The sequence below is a fragment of the Kitasatospora sp. NPDC091276 genome (assembly GCF_040684355.1).
In the GTDB taxonomy this organism is placed as follows: domain Bacteria; phylum Actinomycetota; class Actinomycetes; order Streptomycetales; family Streptomycetaceae; genus Kitasatospora.
On the sequence record NZ_JBFBFU010000012.1, the window covers coordinates 85962 to 105077 of the forward strand.

Sequence of the window (19116 nt, forward strand, 5' to 3'; positions counted from 1 at the left end):
GCCTTACCCTGGTGTCATGGGTGACCCGCGAGAGCCTCCTGAGGGTGCGCCCGACGGTGGTTCCGGCAATGAGGACGAGTACCGGTCCGTCGTCTTCGACGAGTCCTTCGTCCGGGCTGCCCGGATCCAGGAGCTGTCCGCCCGGGAGAGGCTGGCCGGGTCCTTCGGCCGGGCCACCCGCCCGCGGGTGCGGTTCGGCCCGCTGGGCAGCGTGCCGCGGCAGGCGCTCGCGCTGCTGCTGCTCGTGCTGCTGGCCTTCGGGGCCGCGGTGTACTTCGGGGTCAGCTCGCCGAACCGGATCTCGGCCCGGCCCGAGGGCAGCCAACTGACGGTCAGCCTGGTCGCGTTGAGCCCGGCCTCGGTGGTCCGGCCGGTCGCCGACCCGGCGAACCCGTTCGCCGCGCTGCCGGTCGGGTACAGCGACGGGGCGATCGGACTGGGCACCCCGACCGGGGCCGCCACCGAGCACTTCAGCCGGGTCGAGGTGACCAAGGCGCTCGACACCGTCCAGCGCTACCTGGTGGCCTCCTCGCTGGCCCCGGCCACCCTCGTCCAGGGCGCGACCGCCGAGGTGCGGGCCTTCGTCACCCCCGGGGAGCAGGCCCAGTTCGACACCAGTGTGACCCAGCCGGTCGACGACCGGCACCACGCGCTGACCGGCTGGCTGGTGCGCTTCGACCCGGCGCAGGTCGCGCTGGCCGCCGACACCGTGAAGGTGACCGGCGCGATGCGGATCGACGAGGCCGACGGCGGCACGCTGCAGATCACCACCGACCACACCTTCGTCTACGCGCTGAAGCCGGCCGGAGCCGCGGCCGGTGCGCCGGTGACCCTGGAGACCGTCCGGCGGCAGCTGACCTTCCAGTTCGACCGGGTCGACCTGGCCTCGGCCCAGCTGCGGCTGGTGGACTCGGTGGTCCAGGCCGGGCCGGAGCCCTGCACCACCTCGATGGCCGGCTTCCTCCAGCCGGTACTGGCCACCCCGCAGGGCACTCAGGTCCCGCTGCCGGCGCCGATCGACCCGGGCAACCACGCGCAGCCGGCCTGGCAGGTGTGCGGGGTGCTCGCGCCTTAGTCAGGTCCTGTCCGGGGCGCCGGCGGCGAGCGGGAGGCGGACCACCGCGCGGGCGCCCGGGCCGGGCGACGGCGGGTCGGTGAAGGCGGCGGTGCCGTGGACGCCGCGGGCGATCGAGCGGACCAGGGCGAGGCCCAGGCCGGCGCCGCCGGCGTCGCGGGAGCGGGCGTCGTCCAGCCGGACGAACCGGTCGAAGACCCGCTCCCGGTCCTCCGGCGGGATGCCCGGGCCGTCGTCCGTGACGGTCAGCACGGCGTGCCCGTCCTCGACGGTCACCGAGACGGCGACGGCGGTGCGGGCGTGCCGGGCGGCGTTGTCGAGCAGGTTGCGCACCAGCCGGCCCAGCCGCAGTTCGCTGCCCGGGACGGGTGCGGGCTCCAGGGAGACGGCCAGGAAGGCGGGCCCGCCGGAGGGCAGGTGGGTGCGTTCGCCGAGCTGCTCGCCGACCAGGTCGGCGAGGTCCACCGGCTCGCCGCCGAGCGGCCCGGTGGGCTCCTCGACGGCGGCGAGCAGCAGCAGGTCGTCGGTGAGCAGTTGCAGCCGCTCGGTGTCGGTGAGCGCGTCGCGCACCACCTGCGGCCACTCCACGCCTGCCGGGTGGGCCAGCGGCACCTCCAGCGAGTTGCGCAGTGCGGCCAGTGGGCTGCGCAGCTCGTGCGAGGCGTCCGAGACCAGCCGGCGCTGCTCGTCGATCGCGTGTTCCAGGCGGCCGAGCGTGGTGTTGGTGGTCTCGGCCAGCCGCGCGATGGCGTCCCGCGAGGGCGGCACCGGGACGCGCTCGTGGAAGGCGCCGGCGCCGATCCGGGCCATGCCCCGGCGGATCGACTCCACCGGGCGTAGCGCCAGGCCGGTGACCAGCCAGGCGATCAGGGCGGTGAACAGGGTCGCGGCGGGCAGCACGTAGCGCAGCAGGATGCCGGTGGTCCGGTCCTCGGCCTGGTCGGCGGCGGTGGGGTTGACCAGCAGGTAGACGGTGACGCGCTGGGCCGGCAGGCCCGCGATGCCGGTGTACTTCTCCAGCGCCTCCGAGGACGCCTGGTCGGTGATCCGCTTGAGCAGGGTGACGTCCCGGTCGGTGAGGTCGGGGCCGCTCCGCGGCGGGTGCCACAGCCGGGTGTGGACGGGCAGGTGGATCCGGATCCGGTCGGTGCGGCCCGGGGTGGCGTCCTGGGGGTAGGACGGCATCTTGGCGAAGGGTTCGACCGGCAGACCGGCGTACTCCTCCAGCAGGGTGCTGGCCTGGACCCAGGAGGCGTTCGTGCGGGTGTCGTTCCAGACGCGGCCGGCGTCCCAGGGGCGGACCGGGAACGCCAGCCGTCCGTCCGCCAGGACCAGGACGAAGGACTCCTGCAGGGATTCGACCCAGGTCTGTGAACCGCCGGGTATGTCGTGGGTGACGAGTTGGATGCTGCGCTCGGCCTGCTTCTCGGTGACGGCCGTCCACTGGTCGTGGACCGCGCCGCCGACCCAGAGGCTGGCCACCGAGAAGGCCAGCACCGAGGCGAGGGCCGCGCCGAGGGCGGCGCGGATGCGGAGCGAGGAGCGGTGCCAGGGGCGCAGCAGCGGGCGGAGGCGGTCAGCGCGCATCGGGCACCAGCCGGTATCCGGCGCCGCGCACCGTCTCGATCCGGCAGCCGATGCCGGGCACGTCCAGTTTCCGCCGCAGGGCGGCGATGTAGACCTCGACGATGTTCACGTCGCCCCGGAAGGCGGCGTCCCAGACGGTGTCCAGGATGCCGCCCTTGGGGATCACCTCGCCGGGTCGGTGGGCCAGGCACTCCAGCACGGCGAACTCCTTGGCGGTGAGCCGGACCTGTCGGTCGGCGGCGGTGCAGCGGCGGGCCGCCGGGTCGATCCGCAGCGCGCCGACCGCGAGCACCGGTGGGCGGGCGACGGCGCCGCGGCGCAGCAGGGCGCGCAGCCGGGCGGTGAGCACGACGTAGGAGAACGGTTTGCTGAGGAAGTCGTCGGCGCCGCAGTCCAGCGCCTCGGCCTCGTCGTACTCGCCGTTCTTCGCGGTGAGCATCAGAATCGGTACGGAATTCCCGGCGCCGCGCAGTTCGCGGCAGACCTTGAAGCCGTTGAGGCCGGGCAGCATCAGATCGAGCACGATCACCGAATAGGGCTCGACGAGGGCGAGTTCGAGCCCCTGGACGCCGTCGGCCGCCAGGTCGACCGCGTATCCCTCGGCCGCCAGTCCCTGTCTCAGGGACTGCGCGAGCCGCTCCTCGTCCTCGACGATCAGTAGCCGCATGACGCCCATCCTTGGTGGAATTCCGTTTTCCCGCAACGGCCTTGACCGGCTTGCCCGGGATATCCGAACTGAAGTTTTCCTCAGCTTTCCTCAGTTTCCCTTCAGTGCGGAATTCCTAGCGTCCGGACCATGGATTTCCGACGTGTGCTGCCGTGGTCGGTGGCCGCCCTGTTCGCCCCGCTGTACGCGGCGGTCTCGCTCACCCGGCACGCCCGGTTGGAGAGTTCGGGTTTCGACTTGGGCATCTTCGAGGAGGCGGTGCGCGCCTACTCCCGGCTCGAAGCACCGGTGGTCGCGCTGAAGGGTACGGGCTTCAACCTCCTGGGCGACCACTTCAGCCCGGTGCTGGCGGTGCTGGCGCCGTTCTACCGGCTCTGGCCGGGCCCCGGCACGCTGCTGGTGGCGCAGGCGGTGCTGGTGGCGCTGTCCGCGGTGCCGGTGACGGCGTACGCGGTGCGGGTGCTGGGGCCGGCGGGCGGGGCGGTCGCCGGGGTCGCGTACGGGCTGTCGGCGGGGTTGCAGAGCGCGGTGGCGTTCGACTTCCACGAGGTGGCCTTCGCGGTGCCGCTCGCGGCGGCCGCGGTGGTGGCGCTGGCCCGGGAGCGGTACGGCCCGGCGGTGGCGTGGGCGCTGCCGCTGCTGCTGGTCAAGGAGGACCAGGCGCTGCTGGTCGCGGCGGTCGGCGGCTACGTGTGGTGGCGCGGGCGGCGCCGGCTGGGGGCGGTCACCGTGCTGGTGGCGGTGGCGGCCGGGCTGCTGGTCACCCTGGTGGTGATCCCGGCGGTGAACCCGGGCGGCGAGTACACGTACGCGCACATGGGGGAGCCCGACGGCGGGAACCCGGTGGTCCGGCTGCTGTTCCCGGCGGTCAAGGCGCTGACCGTCCTGCTGCTGCTGGCACCGACGCTGCTGCTGGCGCTGCGCTCGCCGCTGGTGCTGCTGGCGGGCGTGCTGCTGGCGGCCCGGTTCTGGGTGGTCAATCCGGCGTTCTGGCGCACCGGGCAGCACTACGACGCGGTGCTGGTGCCGCTGCTGTGCACGGCGGGGCTGCACGGGGTGGGCCTGCTGTTGCCCCGGCTGGGCCGGTTGCCCCGGCTGGGCCGGGGGCTGCCGGTGGCGGCGGGGATGCTCGCCGTCACGGTGGCGCTGACCGCGACCGGCCCGGTGGCGGGCGTGCTGTCGGGGGACGCCCGGCGGGGCGACGGGCGGGCGGCGCAGGTGCGCCGGGTGCTGGCGGTCGTCCCGGACGGCGCCCGGGTGGCCGCCGCCAACCGCCTGGCGCCGCAGCTGACCGGGCGCTGCACGGTGTCGCTGTTCCCGTACCTGACGCCGCCGGGCGGGGCGGGCGGGCCGGGCGGCTGGGGGCGGCCGGTGGCGGAGTGGGTGGCGGTCCTGGAGGAGCCGGACGCTTTCCCGGTGCCGGTGGCGGAGCAGCGGCGGTTCCTGGCCGGCCTGGTCGACGGCGGCGGGTACCGGCGGGTGGCGGACGGGGCCGGGGTGGCGGTGTACCACTGGCAGCCGGGGTAGGCCCCGGCAGACCGACGGCCGGTGACCCCGGGCGGGGCGCACCGGCCGTCGGTTTCGGGTGCGGCGGGTCAGCCGTCGGTGCGCTCGCCCCGGTCGGTGCGGCCGTCCTCGCGGGTGGCGGAGCCGCTGCGGGAGCCGCCGGTGAACGTGTCGGCGAAGGTGTCGCGGAGCTTGCCGCCGACGGTCGCGGCGCCGCCGGCCACGTCGCGGATCAGGCCCATCAGCGGGTCCTTGCTCTCCTTCACCGAGGTCGTGTAGTGGTCGGCGGCGGCCTTCCACTGCTCGCCGACCGAGGTGTCCGGGTCGTCGGTGCGACGCGGGTAGGCGCCGGCCAGGATCGAGCGGTACTCGTCGCTCTCCGCCCACTTCTTCAGCTGGGCGACCCGTACCACCGCGAACGGGTGGCTCTGCGGCAGCAGTTGGAGCAGCTTGAGCACGCCGTCGCGCAGGTCGCCGGCCTTGTCGTATTCCTCGGCCTGCTCCAGGAAGGCGTCGACGTTCAGTTCGGCCAGGTTGTGCCCGCCGGCCAGTTTCATCAGGGCGCGCATGGACGCCTGGACGTCCTGCCCGGCGAGCAGGCCGGCCCGGTCGCTGGACAGCTCCGCCTTGCGGAACCACTCCTTGAGCGCGGTGACGATCGCCATGATCGCCAGGTTGCCGAGCGGCACCCAGGCGACCCGGGTGGCGATGTTGGTGAGGATCATCAGCATCGTCCGGTAGACCGCGTGGCCGGACATCGCGTGGCCGACCTCGTGGCCGATGACCGAGCGCAGCTCCTCCTCGTCGAGCAGCTCGATCAGGCCGCTGGTGATCACGATGATCGGGGTGTCGATGCCGATGCAGTACGCGTTGACCGTCGGGTCCTGGGTGACGTACAGGTCCGGGACCTGCTCCAGGTCGAGCACGTAGGCGGCGTCGCGCACCATGTCGTACAGCTCGGGGAACTGGCGCTCGGAGGTCTTCACGGCGGTGGCCAGGAACATCAGCCGGATCGAGCGCTCGGACACCAGCCCGGCGAGCTTCCTCAGGACGTCGTCGAAGCCGGTGAGCTTGCGCAGGGCGACCAGGGCGGAACGGTCCGCGGGGTGCTCCCAGGCGCGGGTGGAGATGTCGGGGAAGCGCTGGCGGCGCCGGCTCGGGGTCTTCGCGGTCGGGTCGGTCATGGTCTGAGTACCTCCTGGTCGACGGCGGCCCCGGCCCGGCGGCCGGCCCCCGCTGGTCTACGCCTGCAACGACTGTCCTTGCAACGTCCGCGGTTGCGTACTCGTCCCCGCGGCCAGCGTACGCGCGGGCCGGGCCACGCCGCAGGGGCCGGTGGGCGCCGCCGGTGTGAGGCCGGTCTACCCTGAATGCCCTGGAGAACCGAGACCGGACCCGGCCCCGGTACCGAGCAGTTCGAGGAGCCCCGCAGATGTCCACCGACGCGCTTGTCAGCCTGGCCGCGCCCATCTCCAACGAGGCCGGCCCGGGCCTGTTCCTGCGGATCATCGTGGTGGCGTCGTTCGTCGGCGTCGGCCTGCTGGTCTGGATCATGGCGCGGGCCTTCCGCGGCAACTGAGCACCGCCGCCCCGGTTCAGGCTCACGCCCGGTCAGCGGCGGTGGGCCGCCGAGCGGTTGCCGGGTAAGCCCCCGTACGATGACAGGTGGGCCTTCACCGGCCCGGAAGAACCCCTGGTCCGTTCACCCGAGCCGAGAAGGTCCCGCCGACCATGAACACTGCCGCCGCACTCCCCGTCCTGAACCTGCTCGCCGAGAGCGAGGGGGGCAACCACGAGAGCCTGAACCCGTACCTGACGGGTGGCGCCGCACTGTTCATCCTGGCGCTCCTGCTCTTCGTGACCACCCGCTTCAACCGGGACCGCTGAGCCGCCTCCCGGGGCCGCTCGGGGAGCGTCCGGCGTACCGGCCGGCCGCTCCCTCACGCGTCTTCGGACAACCCCCACCCGGGCGTTCCCGCACCGTAACGGGCGTCGCGTAAGGTGTGGCGGCATGGGAGAGCAGGCCGGGAATCCCGGCGGACCGGAACCGGTGAAGAAGCGCCTCGGGGTGATGGGCGGCACCTTCGACCCGATCCACCACGGCCACCTGGTCGCCGCCAGCGAGGTGGCGAGCGCGTTCCACCTGGACGAGGTGATCTTCGTGCCGACCGGGCAGCCGTGGCAGAAGAGCGACCGCCACGTCACCCCGGCCGAGGACCGCTACCTGATGACGGTCATCGCCACCGCCGAGAACCCGCAGTTCTCGGTCAGCCGGATCGACATCGACCGCGAGGGCCCGACGTACACCGTCGACACCCTGCGCGACCTGCGCTCGCAGCACCCGGACGCCGACCTCTTCTTCATCACCGGCGCCGACGCGCTCGCCCAGATCCTCTCCTGGCGCGACTCCGACGAGCTCTTCTCGCTCGCGCACTTCATCGGGTGCACCCGCCCGGGACACACCCTGTCGGACGCCGGTCTCCCGGTGGGCGGGGTCTCCCTGGTCGAGGTCCCCGCGCTGGCCATCTCCTCCACGGACTGCCGCAACCGGGTCGCTAAGGGCGAACCGGTCTGGTACCTCGTCCCGGACGGCGTGGTCCGCTACATCGACAAGCGGGCGCTCTACGCGCCGCACCGGACCTGACCAGGAGCGGGCGTGACCGAGCGAAGCGGCGGAGGCCAGCGGCACCAGCAGCAGCCGGAGGACTGGTCGACCGGGCAGTACCAGCAGTACCAGGGCTACCAGCAGCAGCCTGAACAACCTCCGCAGCAGCAGTACGACCAGCAGCAGTACGACCAGTACGGGCAGCCGGTGTATACGGCGGACCCGTACGGCGGCTACCAGGAGCAGCAGCCCTACCAGGCGCACCAGCAGCCCCCGCAGCAGTACGACCAGCAGTACGACCAGTACGGGCAGCCCGTGCAGGCGTACCAGCAGCAGGGGGGCTACGGCTACCAGGACCCGGCGTACGGCGGATGGGGGTCGCCCGGGCCGGAGGCCGGGGGCGGCTACCAGCAGCAGGCCTACCCGGCCGCGCCGGCGGCGGGTGCACAGGCGGCGGTCGAGCCCGAGGCCGTCGTCGCGCCCGCGCCCGTCGCCCCCGCGCCGCCGCGCCCGCGCGTGCCCCGGCCCGCCGCCGAGGCGGCGGGCGCCAAGCCCGAGCCGCCGTCCGAACTGGTCGGCGGGGCCCGGGCCGGGAAGTCCGGCGGCAAGGCCGCCAAGGACGACTACCCCACGGACGAGTTCACCTTCGTCGACGAGGAGGAGGAGTCCGAGGACGTCATCGACTGGCTGAAGTTCGCCGAGTCCCGCAGCGAGGTGCGCGCCGAGCGCCGCCGCCGGCTGCGCAACCGGCTGATCGGCCTCGGCGTGGTGGTGGCGCTCGCGGCGGCCGGCACCGGCGGCTACCTCTGGTTCACCGGCGACAAGCAGACCGCGGCGAGCGCGGCCGGTCCGCGCCAGGTCAACGTGGTCCACCTGCGCGACCTCCAGGGCAAGGTCTCCAGCGCGCTGCTGGTCAACGACTCCACCGGGAAGAAGGGCACCGTGCTCCTGCTGCCCGACACCCTGCGGCTGCCCGGCCCCGGTGACCCGCCGGTCACCACCGTCGGCCAGGCCATGGACAGCATCGGCGCCTCCGCGACCCGCGACGGCCTGTCCACCGTGCTCGGCGCCCCGGTCGCGGGCACCTGGCGGCTGGACACCCCCTACCTGGAGATGCTGGTCTCCCAGCTCGGCGGCGTCCGGGTGGACACCAACGCGGAGACCCACGAGGGCGGAAAGCCGGACGGCAAGCTGCTGTCCGCGGCCGGCAAGAACACCTTGCTGAACGGGAAGGCCGCGGTCGCCTACGCCACCCTCCAGGCGTCCGGCGAGAACCGGGACGCCCAACTGGCCCGGTTCGGACAGGTGATGGACGCCGTGGTGCGCACCATGCCCACCGAGTTCAAGGACGCCAAGGACGACGTGCACCGGATGAACGCGGTGCTCGACCCCTCGCTGCCCGAGGACGCCCTCGCCGGGGTGCTCGCCCAGCTCGCCCAGCAGGCGAAGGACGGCCACCTCGGCACCACCGCGCTGACCGTCAAACCGGACGGCGGCCTGGACGACGCCACCGCCGGCAAGCAGGTCAAGGACGTGCTCGGCGGCACCGTGAAGTCCGCGGCCTCCGCCGACTCCCCCGCCCGGGTCTCGCTCCAGGACGCCACCGGCAACGACCAGGCGGCGGCCGCCGCACAGGTCCAGATCGTGAACTCCGGCCTGACCTTCCTGCCCGGCGGCTCCAAGGCCGCCGCGCAGGCCGCCAGTGAGATCCGCTACACCGACGACGCCCGGCAGGCCGCGGCGAAGTCGCTGGCGATCAGCCTCGGACTGCCGGACACGGCGGTGAAGAAGGTCGGCGACGCCCAGAACGCGGACCTGGTGGTCGTGCTCGGCAAGGACTACCAGCCGCCGAAGAGCCAGTAGGCCGCGGCCTCCGGCCCGGGCGGCCCCGGAAAAGCGTTCCGGGGCCGCCCGGGCGGCGTGAGATCCTGGAAGGCGACCCCCGGCCAGGAGCCGGGGGTCGCCCCCAAGCCGCCGAGCCGGAAGAACACCGTGACCGTCACCGACCACAGCCAGCAGCTCATCACCGTCGCCGCGCAGGCGGCGGCCGACAAGCTCGCGCACAACATCATCGCCTTCGACGTCAGCGAGGTGCTGTCGATCACCGACGCCTTCCTGATCGCCTCCGCCAACAACGACCGCCAGGTCCGGTCGATCGCCGAGGAGATCGAGGACCAGCTGCGCGAGCAGCTGGACATCAAGCCGGTGCGCCGCGAGGGCGAGCGCGACGGCCGCTGGATCCTGCTCGACTACCTGGACATCGTCGTGCACGTCCAGCACTCCGAGGAGCGCTCCTTCTACTCGCTGGACCGCCTCTGGAAGGACTGCCCCGAGCTGCCGCTGCCCGAGGACGCCCTGGCCACGCGCAACCGGCCCGACGCCCACACCGACGAGGCCGGCAACGTCGTCGCCCCGGCCGACGACTTCGGCAAGCCCGAGGACCTGCACTGAGCCGGGACGGGCGGGGGCCGCGCGTCGTCTTCTGGCGCCACGGCCAGACCTCGTGGAACCTGGAGTCCCGCTTCCAGGGCACCACGGACATCGAACTGACCGGTCAGGGCGTCCTCCAGGCCCAGCGGGCGGCCCGGCTGCTCTCCGGCCTGCGCCCCGACCTGCTGATCTCCTCCGACCTCACCCGGGCCAAGCGCACGGCCGAGGAACTGGCCAAGGTCACCGGCCTCGACGTGCAGCACCACGAGGGCCTGCGGGAGACCTATGCGGGCTCCTGGCAGGGCCTGACCAACGCCGAGATCCGCGACCGCTTCCCGCAGGAGTACGCGGCCTGGGCGGCCGGCGAGCCGGTGCGGCGCGGCGGCGGCGAACTGGCCACCGAGGTCGCCGACCGCTCGGTGCCGGTCGTGCTGGAGGCCGTCGACAAGCTGCCGGAGGACGGGACGCTGGTGGTGGTCAGCCACGGCGGCACCATCCGCACCATGCTCGGGCGGCTGCTGGACCTGGACCCGGTCCAGTGGGAGTGCTTCGGCGGCCTGTCCAACTGCTGCTGGTCGGTGCTCGGGCAGGGCGCGCGCGGCTGGCGCCTGCTGGAGCACAACGCGGGCACGCTCCCGCAGCCGGTCATCGGCGACGACACCTGAGCGACGGGCGCGTCGCGGGGTGGGGCTGGGCTGGGCTGGCTGGGCTGGGTTGCGGGCACGCAGGGGCTCGCCAGGGGCGTGCAGGGGCTTCGCAGGGGGCTTGCAGGGGCTCCGCGGGGGCGGATTTCGCAGTTCCGGGCCTGACCAGCTAGAGTTTTCCTCGTTCGCAGGGAAGGAACGCGGCCCGGAAGGGAAGCGGGAGATCCGACGACTGCGGGGCTATAGCTCAGTTGGTAGAGCGCTTGCATGGCATGCAAGAGGTCTGGGGTTCAATTCCCCATAGCTCCACTCCGCACCAGCGCTCCTGTTCGGTCAGGAGCGCCCGTGTCGCGGGGCTGTAGCTCAGTTGGTAGAGCGCTTGCATGGCATGCAAGAGGTCCGGGGTTCAATTCCCCGTAGCTCCACAGCAGTTGAGAGGCCGTCACCCACCGGGTGGCGGCCTCTCGCGTTGCCGGGCCGCCTCCGGGGTGGGGCGCGGGCCCCGGGGGCGGCAGCACGGGCTCCGGGGAGGGCGAGCGCGGGCCTGGGGGAGTGGGAACGCGGGCCCCCGGGAACGGATTCGTGGAGCACCCCCGGGACCGTGTAAAGTAGGCGATGTCGCCGAGGGAAACCGGACGGAAACGGTCGAAAGCCCCCGGTGACATCGCAGGTCAAGGGGCTGTAGCTCAGTTGGTAGAGCGCTTGCATGGCATGCAAGAGGTCCGGGGTTCAATTCCCCGTAGCTCCACAGCAGTCGAGGGCCGCCTCCCGAAATGGGAGGCGGCCCTTCGGCGTTCTGCGCATGCCACCGGCGGAACGGCGGGAAAGACCGCTACCGTCGTTCCATGGCCGATCTGGAGAGAAGGCGGAACGAGGAACTGGCCCGGATACTGCACCAGCTCGGCTGGAGTCCGGAACGGCTCGCCCGCGAGGTGAGCCTCGCCCTGCCTCCAGGCCTGGCCATCAGCTCCACCGCCCCCTACAAGTGGCGCGACCGCGGCATGGTGCCGCGCAGCCCGCACGACCAGACCGTCTGCGAAGTGCTCAGCCGCACCCTCGGCATCGCCGTCACCTACGAACAGCTCTGGGGCCGGATGGGCGGCCACCGCGGCGCCAAGATCCTCTCGCCCCGGCTGCTCACCGACCCGTGGACCGCCGACACCGCCCAGACCGCGCTGCGCGAGGCCGCCACCGACGCCGGGCCCGTCCGCCTCACCGACCTCTTCCGCGGCGCCGACCTCGACCAGGCCGCCGAACGGCTCGCCTCCCCGCCCCCGCCCGTCGGGGGCGGCGAAGGGGCGCTGCGCATCGACCCCGGCCTCGTCGGCGACCTCGGCCTGTCCTACCGCAGCAAGCAGCGGCTCGAACGCTCCTGCGGCGGCGGACTCGTCCTCGGCCCCACCCGGGCCGAACTCGCCATGTTGGCCAAGCTGTTGGAACTCGGCGCCTACGACGAACGGGTCGGCCGCGAGCTGTACGGCACGGCCAGCCGGCTCGCCCGGCTGGCCGGCTGGGCCGCGTACGACCTCGGCCACGACGCGGCCGCCCAGCGCGCCTTCGTCGCCGCCCTGCGGGCCGCCCACGTCAGCGGCGACGCCCGGCTCGGCGTCGCCGTGCTCGGCGGCCTGGTGGTGCTCGCCACCCAGGGCGCCGGCGGGCGCGGCCTGGACGCCGTCGCCGCGCTCAACACGGCCCTGGCCCGGCACGGCTCCGTACTGAGCCCCGCCGGCCGGGCCCGGCAACTCGGCCGGATCGCCCGCGCGCACGGCCGCCGGGGCGAGGCCGAGCAGGCCGAGGCCGCCGCCGCCCGGGCCTTCGCCGAACTCGACGGCGTGCCCGGCACGGAGGCGGCCCGCGCCGAACTCGCCGGGATGGTGGGGGAGGGGCGGCTGGCACTCGGCCAGCACCGGATGGCCAAGGCGCTGCTCGCCGAGGCCGTCGCCGGGCTGGGGGCCGGCCGCGGGCGGTCCAAGGCGCTGCTGATGGTCCGCCTCGCCGAGACCCACCGGCGCCTCGGCGACCAGCGGGAGGCCGCCCGCACCGCGTCGCTCGCCCGGGCGCTCGCGGCGGGCATGCAGTCCGAGCGGCTGGCACGGGCGCTGCGCGACTTCGACGCGGCGACGCGGGCGGCGGCGTCGGCGGGGCGGTGAGGCCCGTGCGGGGGCGGGCCCGGGGCCGTCGGGCCCCGGTGGATACCCGGGAGCGCGCTGATCTGCTTGCGGTACCCTGAGCCCATGCGAACCGTGCGCCTGCTCCTTAGCCGGCCGCGCTGACCAGGACCGGTTACGCCCTCGGGCGGTGCCGGAGTCGGCGTGGCGTCCCCTCCTGCGAGGGGATTTTTTGTTTTCCGCCCCCGTTCACGGGCCGGCCGTGTGCGCGGTTCGCCAACTGACATCGATGGAGCTTGAAGGACCATGAGCGAGACGACCCCTGCGTCCGGCACGGCCGAGACCGCGACCGAGCCGTTCCGGTACAGCGCCGCGCTGGCGGCGGAGATCGAGTCCCGCTGGCAGGACCTCTGGGAGAAGGAGGGCACCTTCAACGCCCCCAACCCCGCCGGTGCGCTGGCCGACCCGGAGGCCGGTGACGTCGCCGCGAAGCCGCACAGCTTCATCATGGACATGTTCCCGTACCCCTCGGGCGCGGGCCTGCACGTCGGCCACCCGCTGGGCTACATCGCCACCGACGTCTACGCCCGCTACCAGCGGATGACCGGCCACAACGTGCTGCACACGCTGGGCTACGACGCGTTCGGCCTGCCCGCCGAGCAGTACGCGGTGCAGACCGGCACCCACCCGCGGGTCTCCACCGAGGCCAACATCGCCAACATGCGCCAGCAGCTGCGCCGGCTGGGCCTGGGCCACGACCCGCGCCGCTCGATCTCCACGATCGACCCGGAGTACTACCGCTGGACCCAGTGGATCTTCCTGCAGATCTTCAACTCCTGGTACGACGAGCAGGCCGGCGGGGCCCGGCCGATCGCCGAGCTGATCGCCCGGTTCGAGTCCGGCGCGAAGCCGACCCCGGACGGGCGCCCGTGGGCCGACCTGTCCGCCGCCGAGCGCGACGAACTGCTGGGCGAGTACCGGCTGGCGTACTCCAAGGAGGTGCCGGTCAACTGGTGCCCCGGCCTGGGCACCGTCCTGGCCAACGAGGAGGTCACCGCGGACGGTCGCTCCGAGCGCGGCAACTTCCCGGTGTTCAAGTCCAACCTGCGCCAGTGGATGATGCGCATCACCGCGTACTCCGACCGCCTGATCTCCGACCTGGACCTGCTGGACTGGCCCGAGGCCATCAAGCTGCAGCAGCGCAACTGGATCGGGCGCTCCGAGGGCGCCCGGGTCGACTTCGCCGTCGGCTCCGATGAGAAGATCACCGTCTTCACCACCCGGCCCGACACCCTGTTCGGCGCCACCTACATGGTGCTGGCCCCCGAGCACGGCCTGGTCGACTCGATCGTCCCGGCCGCCTGGCCCGCGGACGTGCCCGCCGAGTGGACCGGCGGCGCCGCCACCCCCGCCGAGGCCGTCGCCGCCTACCGGGCCACCGCCGCCGCCAAGTCGGACGTCGAGCGGCAGGTCGAGGCCAAGGTCAAGACCGGCGTCTTCACCGGCGCCTACGCCGTGAACCCGGTCAGCGGCGCGTCCGTCCCGGTGTTCATCGCCGACTACGTGCTGATGGGCTACGGCACCGGCGCCATCATGGCCGTCCCCGCCCACGACCACCGCGACTTCGCCTTCGCCCGCGCCTTCGCGCTGCCGATGCGCTGCGTCGTCCAGCCCACCGACGGGCGCGGCGAGGACCCGGCCGCCTGGGACGACGCCTTCGACACCTACGACTCCGTCATCGTCAACTCCTCCCGGGACGGGCTGACGCTGGACGGGCTGAGCGTCGTCGACGCCAAGGCCGCCGTCACCGCCTGGCTGGCCGAGCGCGGCATCGGCGAGGGCACCGTCAACTACCGCCTGCGGGACTGGCTGTTCAGCCGCCAGCGGTACTGGGGCGAGCCCTTCCCGATCGTCTACGACGAGGACGGCGTGATGCACGCCCTGCCCGAGTCGATGCTGCCGGTCGAGGTCCCCGAGGTCGAGGACTACTCGCCGCACACCTACGACCCGTACGACGCCACCTCCTCGCCGAAGACCCCGCTGTCGCGCAACGAGGCCTGGGTCAACGTCGAACTGGACCTGGGCGACGGCGTCCGCACGTACCGACGCGAGACCAACACCATGCCCAACTGGGCGGGTTCGTGCTGGTACGAGCTGCGCTACGTCGACCCGTCGAACTCCTCGGCGGTCGTCGACCCGGCCAACGAGAAGTACTGGCTGGGCCCCACGGCCACCAAGCCGGCCGGCGGCGCCGACCTGTACGTCGGCGGTGCCGAGCACGCCGTGCTGCACCTGCTGTACGCGCGCTTCTGGCACAAGGTGCTGCACGACCTGGGCCACGTCTCGTCCGTCGAGCCGTTCCACAAGCTGTTCAACCAGGGCATGATCACCGCCGATGTCTACCGCGACGAGCGAGGCTTCCCGGTGCCCGCCGCCGAGGTCGAGGATCGCGACGGCCAGTACTTCTGGCAGGGCGAGGCCGTCAAGCGCGAGGCCGGCAAGATGGGCAAGTCCCTGAAGAACGCCGTCGCGCCCGACGAGATCGCCGACGAGTACGGCGCCGACACGCTGCGCCTGTACGAGATGTCCATGGGCCCGCTGGACGTCTCGCGCCCCTGGGACACCCGCGCCGTCGTCGGCTCGTACCGCTTCCTGCAGCGGCTTTGGCGCAACGTCGTCTCGGAGGCCACCGGCGACCTGGTCGTCACCGAGGAGGAGCCGGACGAGGCGACGCTGCGTGCTCTGCACAAGGCGATCGACGGCATCCGCGGCGACATGGCCGGGCTGCGGTTCAACACGGCCGTCGCCAAGGCGATCGAGCTGAACAACTACCTGGTCAAGCGCGGTTCCACGCCGCGCGCCGTGGCCGAGCAGCTGGTCCTGATCGTCGCACCGCTGGCCCCGCACATCGCCGAGGAGCTGTGGCGCCGGCTGGGCCACGGCGAGTCGCTGGCGCACGCCGACTACCCGGTCGCCGACCCGGCGTACGTGGTGGACGAGACGGTGACCTGCGTGGTGCAGCTCAAGGGCAAGGTGAAGGCCCGGCTGGAGGTCGCGCCGACGATCTCGGACGCCGAGCTGGAGGCGCTGGCGCTGGCCGACCCGGCCGTCGTCGCGGCGATCGGCGAGGCGCCGGTGCGCAAGGTGATCGCGCGGGCGCCGAAGCTGGTGAACATCGTTACCGGCTGAGGCTGAGGCTGAGAGGCCGAGGCTCAGGTCGGTCGGCTGGTAGTCGGTCGGCTGAGGCTGCTGGGGCGGGTGTCCTTCGGGACGCCCGCCCTTGCTCGTGCCCGGAGCCCCGGGAGGACCCGCGAACCCTCGGGGAGATCCCCGATCTGTCCCTGATCTCCGCCGCCCGGGCCCGTTCCGTCCGCTCCGGGCCCGATCCGGCGGCTACCGTGGAACCCTCGGCAGTACGGCCCGCGTTGGGTCCGGTGGGGGCCGAAACGGTGGCGGAAGGTGGCTCGCGATGGACGCGTTCGGCGTGATGATCGGCCTGGTCCTGCTCTTCGGGATCGCGGCGTTCGTCCTGGCCGTGGTCGGCACGGTCAAGGCGGCGAAGGCCGTAGCCACGAAGATCGGGCGGCACGAGGCCAACGCCCGGCGTGCCGTGGAGAACGCGACCCTCAAGGCGAAGACCTTCACCAAGGTCGGACCGCCCGGCCAGATCGCCGCCGTCCGGCTCGGCCTGCGCACCTCGCTCGACGGCACCCGGCAGGTGCTGGAGAGCGGCCTCCCCCAGGACGGCCAGCTCGGCGAGTCCCTCGCCCTGCTCGGCAGGCTCGACACGCACGCCGCCGAACTCGACGGCGAACTGCGGATGCTGGAGCGGGAGCCGGACACCGCGCGGATCGCGGCCAAGCTGCCGGAGCTGCGCGAGCGCGCCGAACGGATCACCCACTCTGCGGAGACCATGCGCTGGGCCGCGCAGGACCGGATGCACCGGTTCGCGGACGACGAGCTGAGCCGGCTCAGCCAGGAGTGCGAGAGCGAGGCGGGGGCGCTGCGGCACTGGGACACCTCGGGGGAGTCGTCGTCCGCGTCCTCCTCCGGTGGCTCCGCTGCCGGCGCCGGTTCCGCAGGCTCTGCTGCTGGCGCTGGTTCCGCTGCTGCCACTGGTTCCGCTGGCTCCGTGTCCGCGTCTGCGGGTACGCGTTCAGGGGCGGCCTCCGGCGGTGCTGCGCGGGCCGGGCTGACGGACGGGAAGGGGCGCCCGAGCGCGGAGGAACTGCTCGGGCTCGCCGACCCGCTGGCCAAACTGGCCCAGCGGCTGCGGAAGCCGTCGGCGGGGCCCACGGCGGGCTGAGCACCCCGCGTCGGGTGCTGCGGCCGTGTTTCGGCGGGTGCCGCGTGCTTGTCCCGGCGGCGCCCTCGGGGCCCTTCGGGGTTCGCACCCGGGCGCTGTCCTCCCGGACGAACGGGGAGTAATCTCCGCCTCATGCCCTCTGACCTCGCACTTGTCACCGACTCCACGGCCTACCTGCCGCAGGAGACCCTCGACCGGTACGGGATCACGGTGGTCCCGCTGAGCGTCGCGGTCGGTGACGCGGTCCTGTGCGAAGGCGTTGAGATCTCCCCCAAGGACGTCGCCGAGGCGCTGCGCGACAAGCAGCGGGTGACGACCTCCCGACCGAACCCCGAGGCCTTCGCCGCCGCCTATCGGGCCGCCGCCGAGGCCGGGGCGAAGGGCATCGTCTCGGTGCACATCTCCGGCGAGCTGTCCGGCACGGTGGAGGCCGCCCGGCTGGCGGCCGCCGAGGCTCCGGTACCCGTGCGGGTGGTGGACAGCCGACTGGTCGGCATGGCCCTCGGATACGCGGTGCTGGCGGCGGCCGAGGCGATCGCGGACGGGCGGGACCTGGCGGCGGCGGCCGAGGCCGCCACCCGGCGGGCGGCCGTGACCAGCGGGTTCTTCTACGTCGACACCCTGGAGCACCTGCGCAGGGGCGGCCGGATCGGCGCGGCGCGGGCGCTGCTCGGGTCGGCGCTGGCGGTCAAGCCGCTGCTGCACCTGGACGGGGGGCGGATCGAACCGTTGGAGAAGGTGCGCACCGCGTCGCGGGCGATCGCGCGCTTGGAGGAGATCGCGGTCGAGCGGTCGGGGGGCGGGGAGGTCGACATCACCGTGCACCACCTGGCGGCCGAGGAACGGGCCGAGCCGCTCGCGGAGCGGCTGCGGGCCCGGGTGCCGGGGCTGCGGGAGCTGTACGTGGGCGAGGTGGGGGCGGTGATCGGCGCGCACGTCGGGCCGGGGCTGCTCGCGGTGGTCGTCGCGCCGCGCTGAGCGGGCCGGTCGCGCCGCGTCGCGGGCTCTGGTCAACTTTTCGCGGCACCGACCACTCGTGTGAGTGATCTGTTTTGTCCACAACCCCCGAGTTATCCACAGGGGTTCGGTAATTTCTGCGCACTCTGCCGAGGACTCCTACCGTCCTCGGCATGACGACCATGGGCCTGGGCGCGGCGAAGCGCCACGAGATCAACGAGACCGTCCGGCTGCGGATGGCAGCGCTGCTGCCGACCGGCGGCAGCAGCGCCGTGGGCGATGGGGCAGGGGCAGGGGCAGGGGCAGGGGGCGGGGTCGGGGCTGGGGGGCCGGTGGGCTTCGGTGCCGCGGTGGGCGCGCTCGCGTCGACCGGGCCGCCTTCGGTCGCGGTTCCGTCCGGGGCGGGGGAACGGCCTCCGCCGGCGGGGCCTGCGCCGCCCGTGCCACCTGTGCCGTTGGATCCGGTCAGGGCGGGCGGTGACGCGGATCCGCCGGAGCCGGGGGCCGGGTCGGGTCTTCGATTCGGCTCGGCGATGGCACTCGACCGGCGGGCGGTGGCCGGGTTGGCCGTCCTGCTGCTGTTCGCGGTCGGCTACGCCGTGCAGCACTTCTGGCTGGCCAGACCGCAGGCGGTGGCCGTGCCGGCGTTGGCCTCCGCCCCGGTCTCACCGGTCTCACCGGTCTCACCGGATTCACCGGGGGCGACATCCGCGTCCGTGCCGGCTACGGCCTCGGGCCCGGGCCCGGGCCCGGCGGCCGATCCCGTCGGCGCCGGGGGCGGGGCGGTCGTCGTGGTCGACATCGGCGGGCGGGTGCACCTCGCAGGCCTGCACACCCTGCCCGGCGGCTCGCGGGTGGCCGACGCCCTGCGGGCGGCGGGCGGTCCGCTGCCGGAGACGGACACCCGGAGCCTCAACCTGGCCCGGGTACTGACGGACGGTGAACAGATCCTGGTCGGCGAGCCGGCTCAGGCCTCCGCCCCGGGCGCCGGAGCCGGCAACGGACCGCCGGCGGCCGGCACGCCCAGACCGCCCGTCAGCCTCAACCGCGCCGGCCTCGAACAGCTCGACGCCCTCCCCGGCGTCGGCCCGACCCTCGCCCAGCGCATCCTCGCCTACCGCACATCGCATGGCTCGTTCCGCACGCTCGACCAGCTCCGGCAGGTCAGCGGCATCGGGGCGCGCACGTTCGCGGAACTCCGTCCGCTGCTGACCCTCTGACCTCCCCGTCC

At 73.4% G+C, this 19116-nt stretch carries 16 protein-coding genes and 3 tRNA genes; 16 read left to right on the top strand and 3 right to left on the bottom strand.

What is annotated here, in order from left to right:
- Positions 1 to 16: 16 nt before the first annotated feature.
- Positions 17 to 1075: a hypothetical protein gene (locus AB0O19_RS17040; protein ID WP_363620245.1), complete on the top strand. Its 1059-nt coding sequence runs from the start codon at positions 17 to 19 to the stop codon at positions 1073 to 1075.
- On the opposite strand, the gene AB0O19_RS17045 is transcribed toward AB0O19_RS17040, so the two are convergent.
- Both AB0O19_RS17045 and AB0O19_RS17050 read right to left on the bottom strand, forming a co-directional pair.
- On the bottom strand, positions 1076 to 2662 hold the full coding sequence (locus AB0O19_RS17045) for a HAMP domain-containing sensor histidine kinase (RefSeq protein WP_363620247.1): 1587 nt from the start codon (positions 2660 to 2662) through the stop codon (positions 1076 to 1078).
- On the bottom strand, positions 2652 to 3329 hold the full coding sequence (locus AB0O19_RS17050; RefSeq protein ID WP_363620249.1) for a response regulator transcription factor: 678 nt from the start codon (positions 3327 to 3329) through the stop codon (positions 2652 to 2654). The genes AB0O19_RS17045 and AB0O19_RS17050 overlap by 11 nt, the downstream gene beginning before the upstream one ends.
- A 129-nt stretch (positions 3330 to 3458) precedes the next feature.
- Between AB0O19_RS17050 and AB0O19_RS17055 the strand changes: the two genes are divergently transcribed.
- Positions 3459 to 4856 carry a DUF2079 domain-containing protein gene (locus tag AB0O19_RS17055; protein ID WP_363620251.1) on the top strand — a complete coding sequence of 466 codons (1398 nt, stop codon included), beginning with the start codon at positions 3459 to 3461 and terminating at the stop codon, positions 4854 to 4856.
- 68 nt (positions 4857 to 4924) lie between these two features.
- Here the strand turns inward: AB0O19_RS17055 and AB0O19_RS17060 are convergent, their stop codons facing one another.
- A complete protein-coding gene (locus AB0O19_RS17060) occupies positions 4925 to 6019 on the bottom strand; it encodes a M48 family metallopeptidase (protein WP_363620253.1) in 1095 nt (364 codons plus the stop codon).
- 248 nt (positions 6020 to 6267) lie between these two features.
- Between AB0O19_RS17060 and AB0O19_RS17065 the strand changes: the two genes are divergently transcribed.
- The 14 genes from AB0O19_RS17065 (at position 6268) to AB0O19_RS17130 (ending at position 19105) form a co-directional block, all read left to right on the top strand.
- Positions 6268 to 6414: a hypothetical protein gene (locus AB0O19_RS17065; RefSeq protein WP_159398425.1), complete on the top strand. Its 147-nt coding sequence runs from the start codon at positions 6268 to 6270 to the stop codon at positions 6412 to 6414.
- A gap of 152 nt (positions 6415 to 6566) precedes the next feature.
- A complete protein-coding gene (locus tag AB0O19_RS17070; protein WP_167745857.1) occupies positions 6567 to 6722 on the top strand; it encodes a hypothetical protein in 156 nt (51 codons plus the stop codon).
- Positions 6723 to 6846: 124 nt separating this feature from the next.
- A complete protein-coding gene (nadD, locus tag AB0O19_RS17075; protein WP_363586407.1) occupies positions 6847 to 7479 on the top strand; it encodes a nicotinate-nucleotide adenylyltransferase in 633 nt (210 codons plus the stop codon).
- Positions 7480 to 7491: 12 nt separating this feature from the next.
- Positions 7492 to 9303: an LCP family protein gene (locus tag AB0O19_RS17080; RefSeq protein ID WP_363620255.1), complete on the top strand. Its 1812-nt coding sequence runs from the start codon at positions 7492 to 7494 to the stop codon at positions 9301 to 9303.
- A 129-nt stretch (positions 9304 to 9432) separates the two neighbouring features.
- A complete protein-coding gene (gene rsfS / locus AB0O19_RS17085) occupies positions 9433 to 9891 on the top strand; it encodes a ribosome silencing factor (protein ID WP_063347541.1) in 459 nt (152 codons plus the stop codon).
- The gene (locus AB0O19_RS17090) at positions 9888 to 10535 is read left to right on the top strand and encodes a histidine phosphatase family protein (protein ID WP_363620420.1); all 648 of its coding nucleotides are present in this window, start codon (positions 9888 to 9890) and stop codon (positions 10533 to 10535) included. Before rsfS ends, AB0O19_RS17090 begins: the two co-directional genes overlap by 4 nt.
- A gap of 215 nt (positions 10536 to 10750) precedes the next feature.
- A tRNA-Ala gene (locus tag AB0O19_RS17095) sits at positions 10751 to 10823 on the top strand.
- 43 nt (positions 10824 to 10866) lie between these two features.
- Positions 10867 to 10939, top strand: a tRNA-Ala gene (locus tag AB0O19_RS17100).
- 250 nt (positions 10940 to 11189) lie between these two features.
- Positions 11190 to 11262, top strand: a tRNA-Ala gene (locus AB0O19_RS17105).
- A gap of 97 nt (positions 11263 to 11359) precedes the next feature.
- A complete protein-coding gene (locus AB0O19_RS17110; RefSeq protein WP_350878238.1) occupies positions 11360 to 12664 on the top strand; it encodes a hypothetical protein in 1305 nt (434 codons plus the stop codon).
- A 264-nt stretch (positions 12665 to 12928) separates the two neighbouring features.
- On the top strand, positions 12929 to 15811 hold the full coding sequence (gene leuS / locus AB0O19_RS17115) for a leucine--tRNA ligase (protein WP_363620257.1): 2883 nt from the start codon (positions 12929 to 12931) through the stop codon (positions 15809 to 15811).
- Positions 15812 to 16091: 280 nt separating this feature from the next.
- Complete coding sequence (locus AB0O19_RS17120; protein ID WP_363620259.1) at positions 16092 to 16928, top strand: hypothetical protein; 837 nt, start codon at positions 16092 to 16094, stop codon at positions 16926 to 16928.
- Positions 16929 to 17060: 132 nt separating this feature from the next.
- The gene (locus AB0O19_RS17125) at positions 17061 to 17906 is read left to right on the top strand and encodes a DegV family protein (RefSeq protein ID WP_363620261.1); all 846 of its coding nucleotides are present in this window, start codon (positions 17061 to 17063) and stop codon (positions 17904 to 17906) included.
- Positions 17907 to 18418: 512 nt separating this feature from the next.
- A complete protein-coding gene (locus AB0O19_RS17130) occupies positions 18419 to 19105 on the top strand; it encodes a helix-hairpin-helix domain-containing protein (protein WP_363620263.1) in 687 nt (228 codons plus the stop codon).
- The last annotated feature ends 11 nt before the right edge of the window (positions 19106 to 19116 follow it).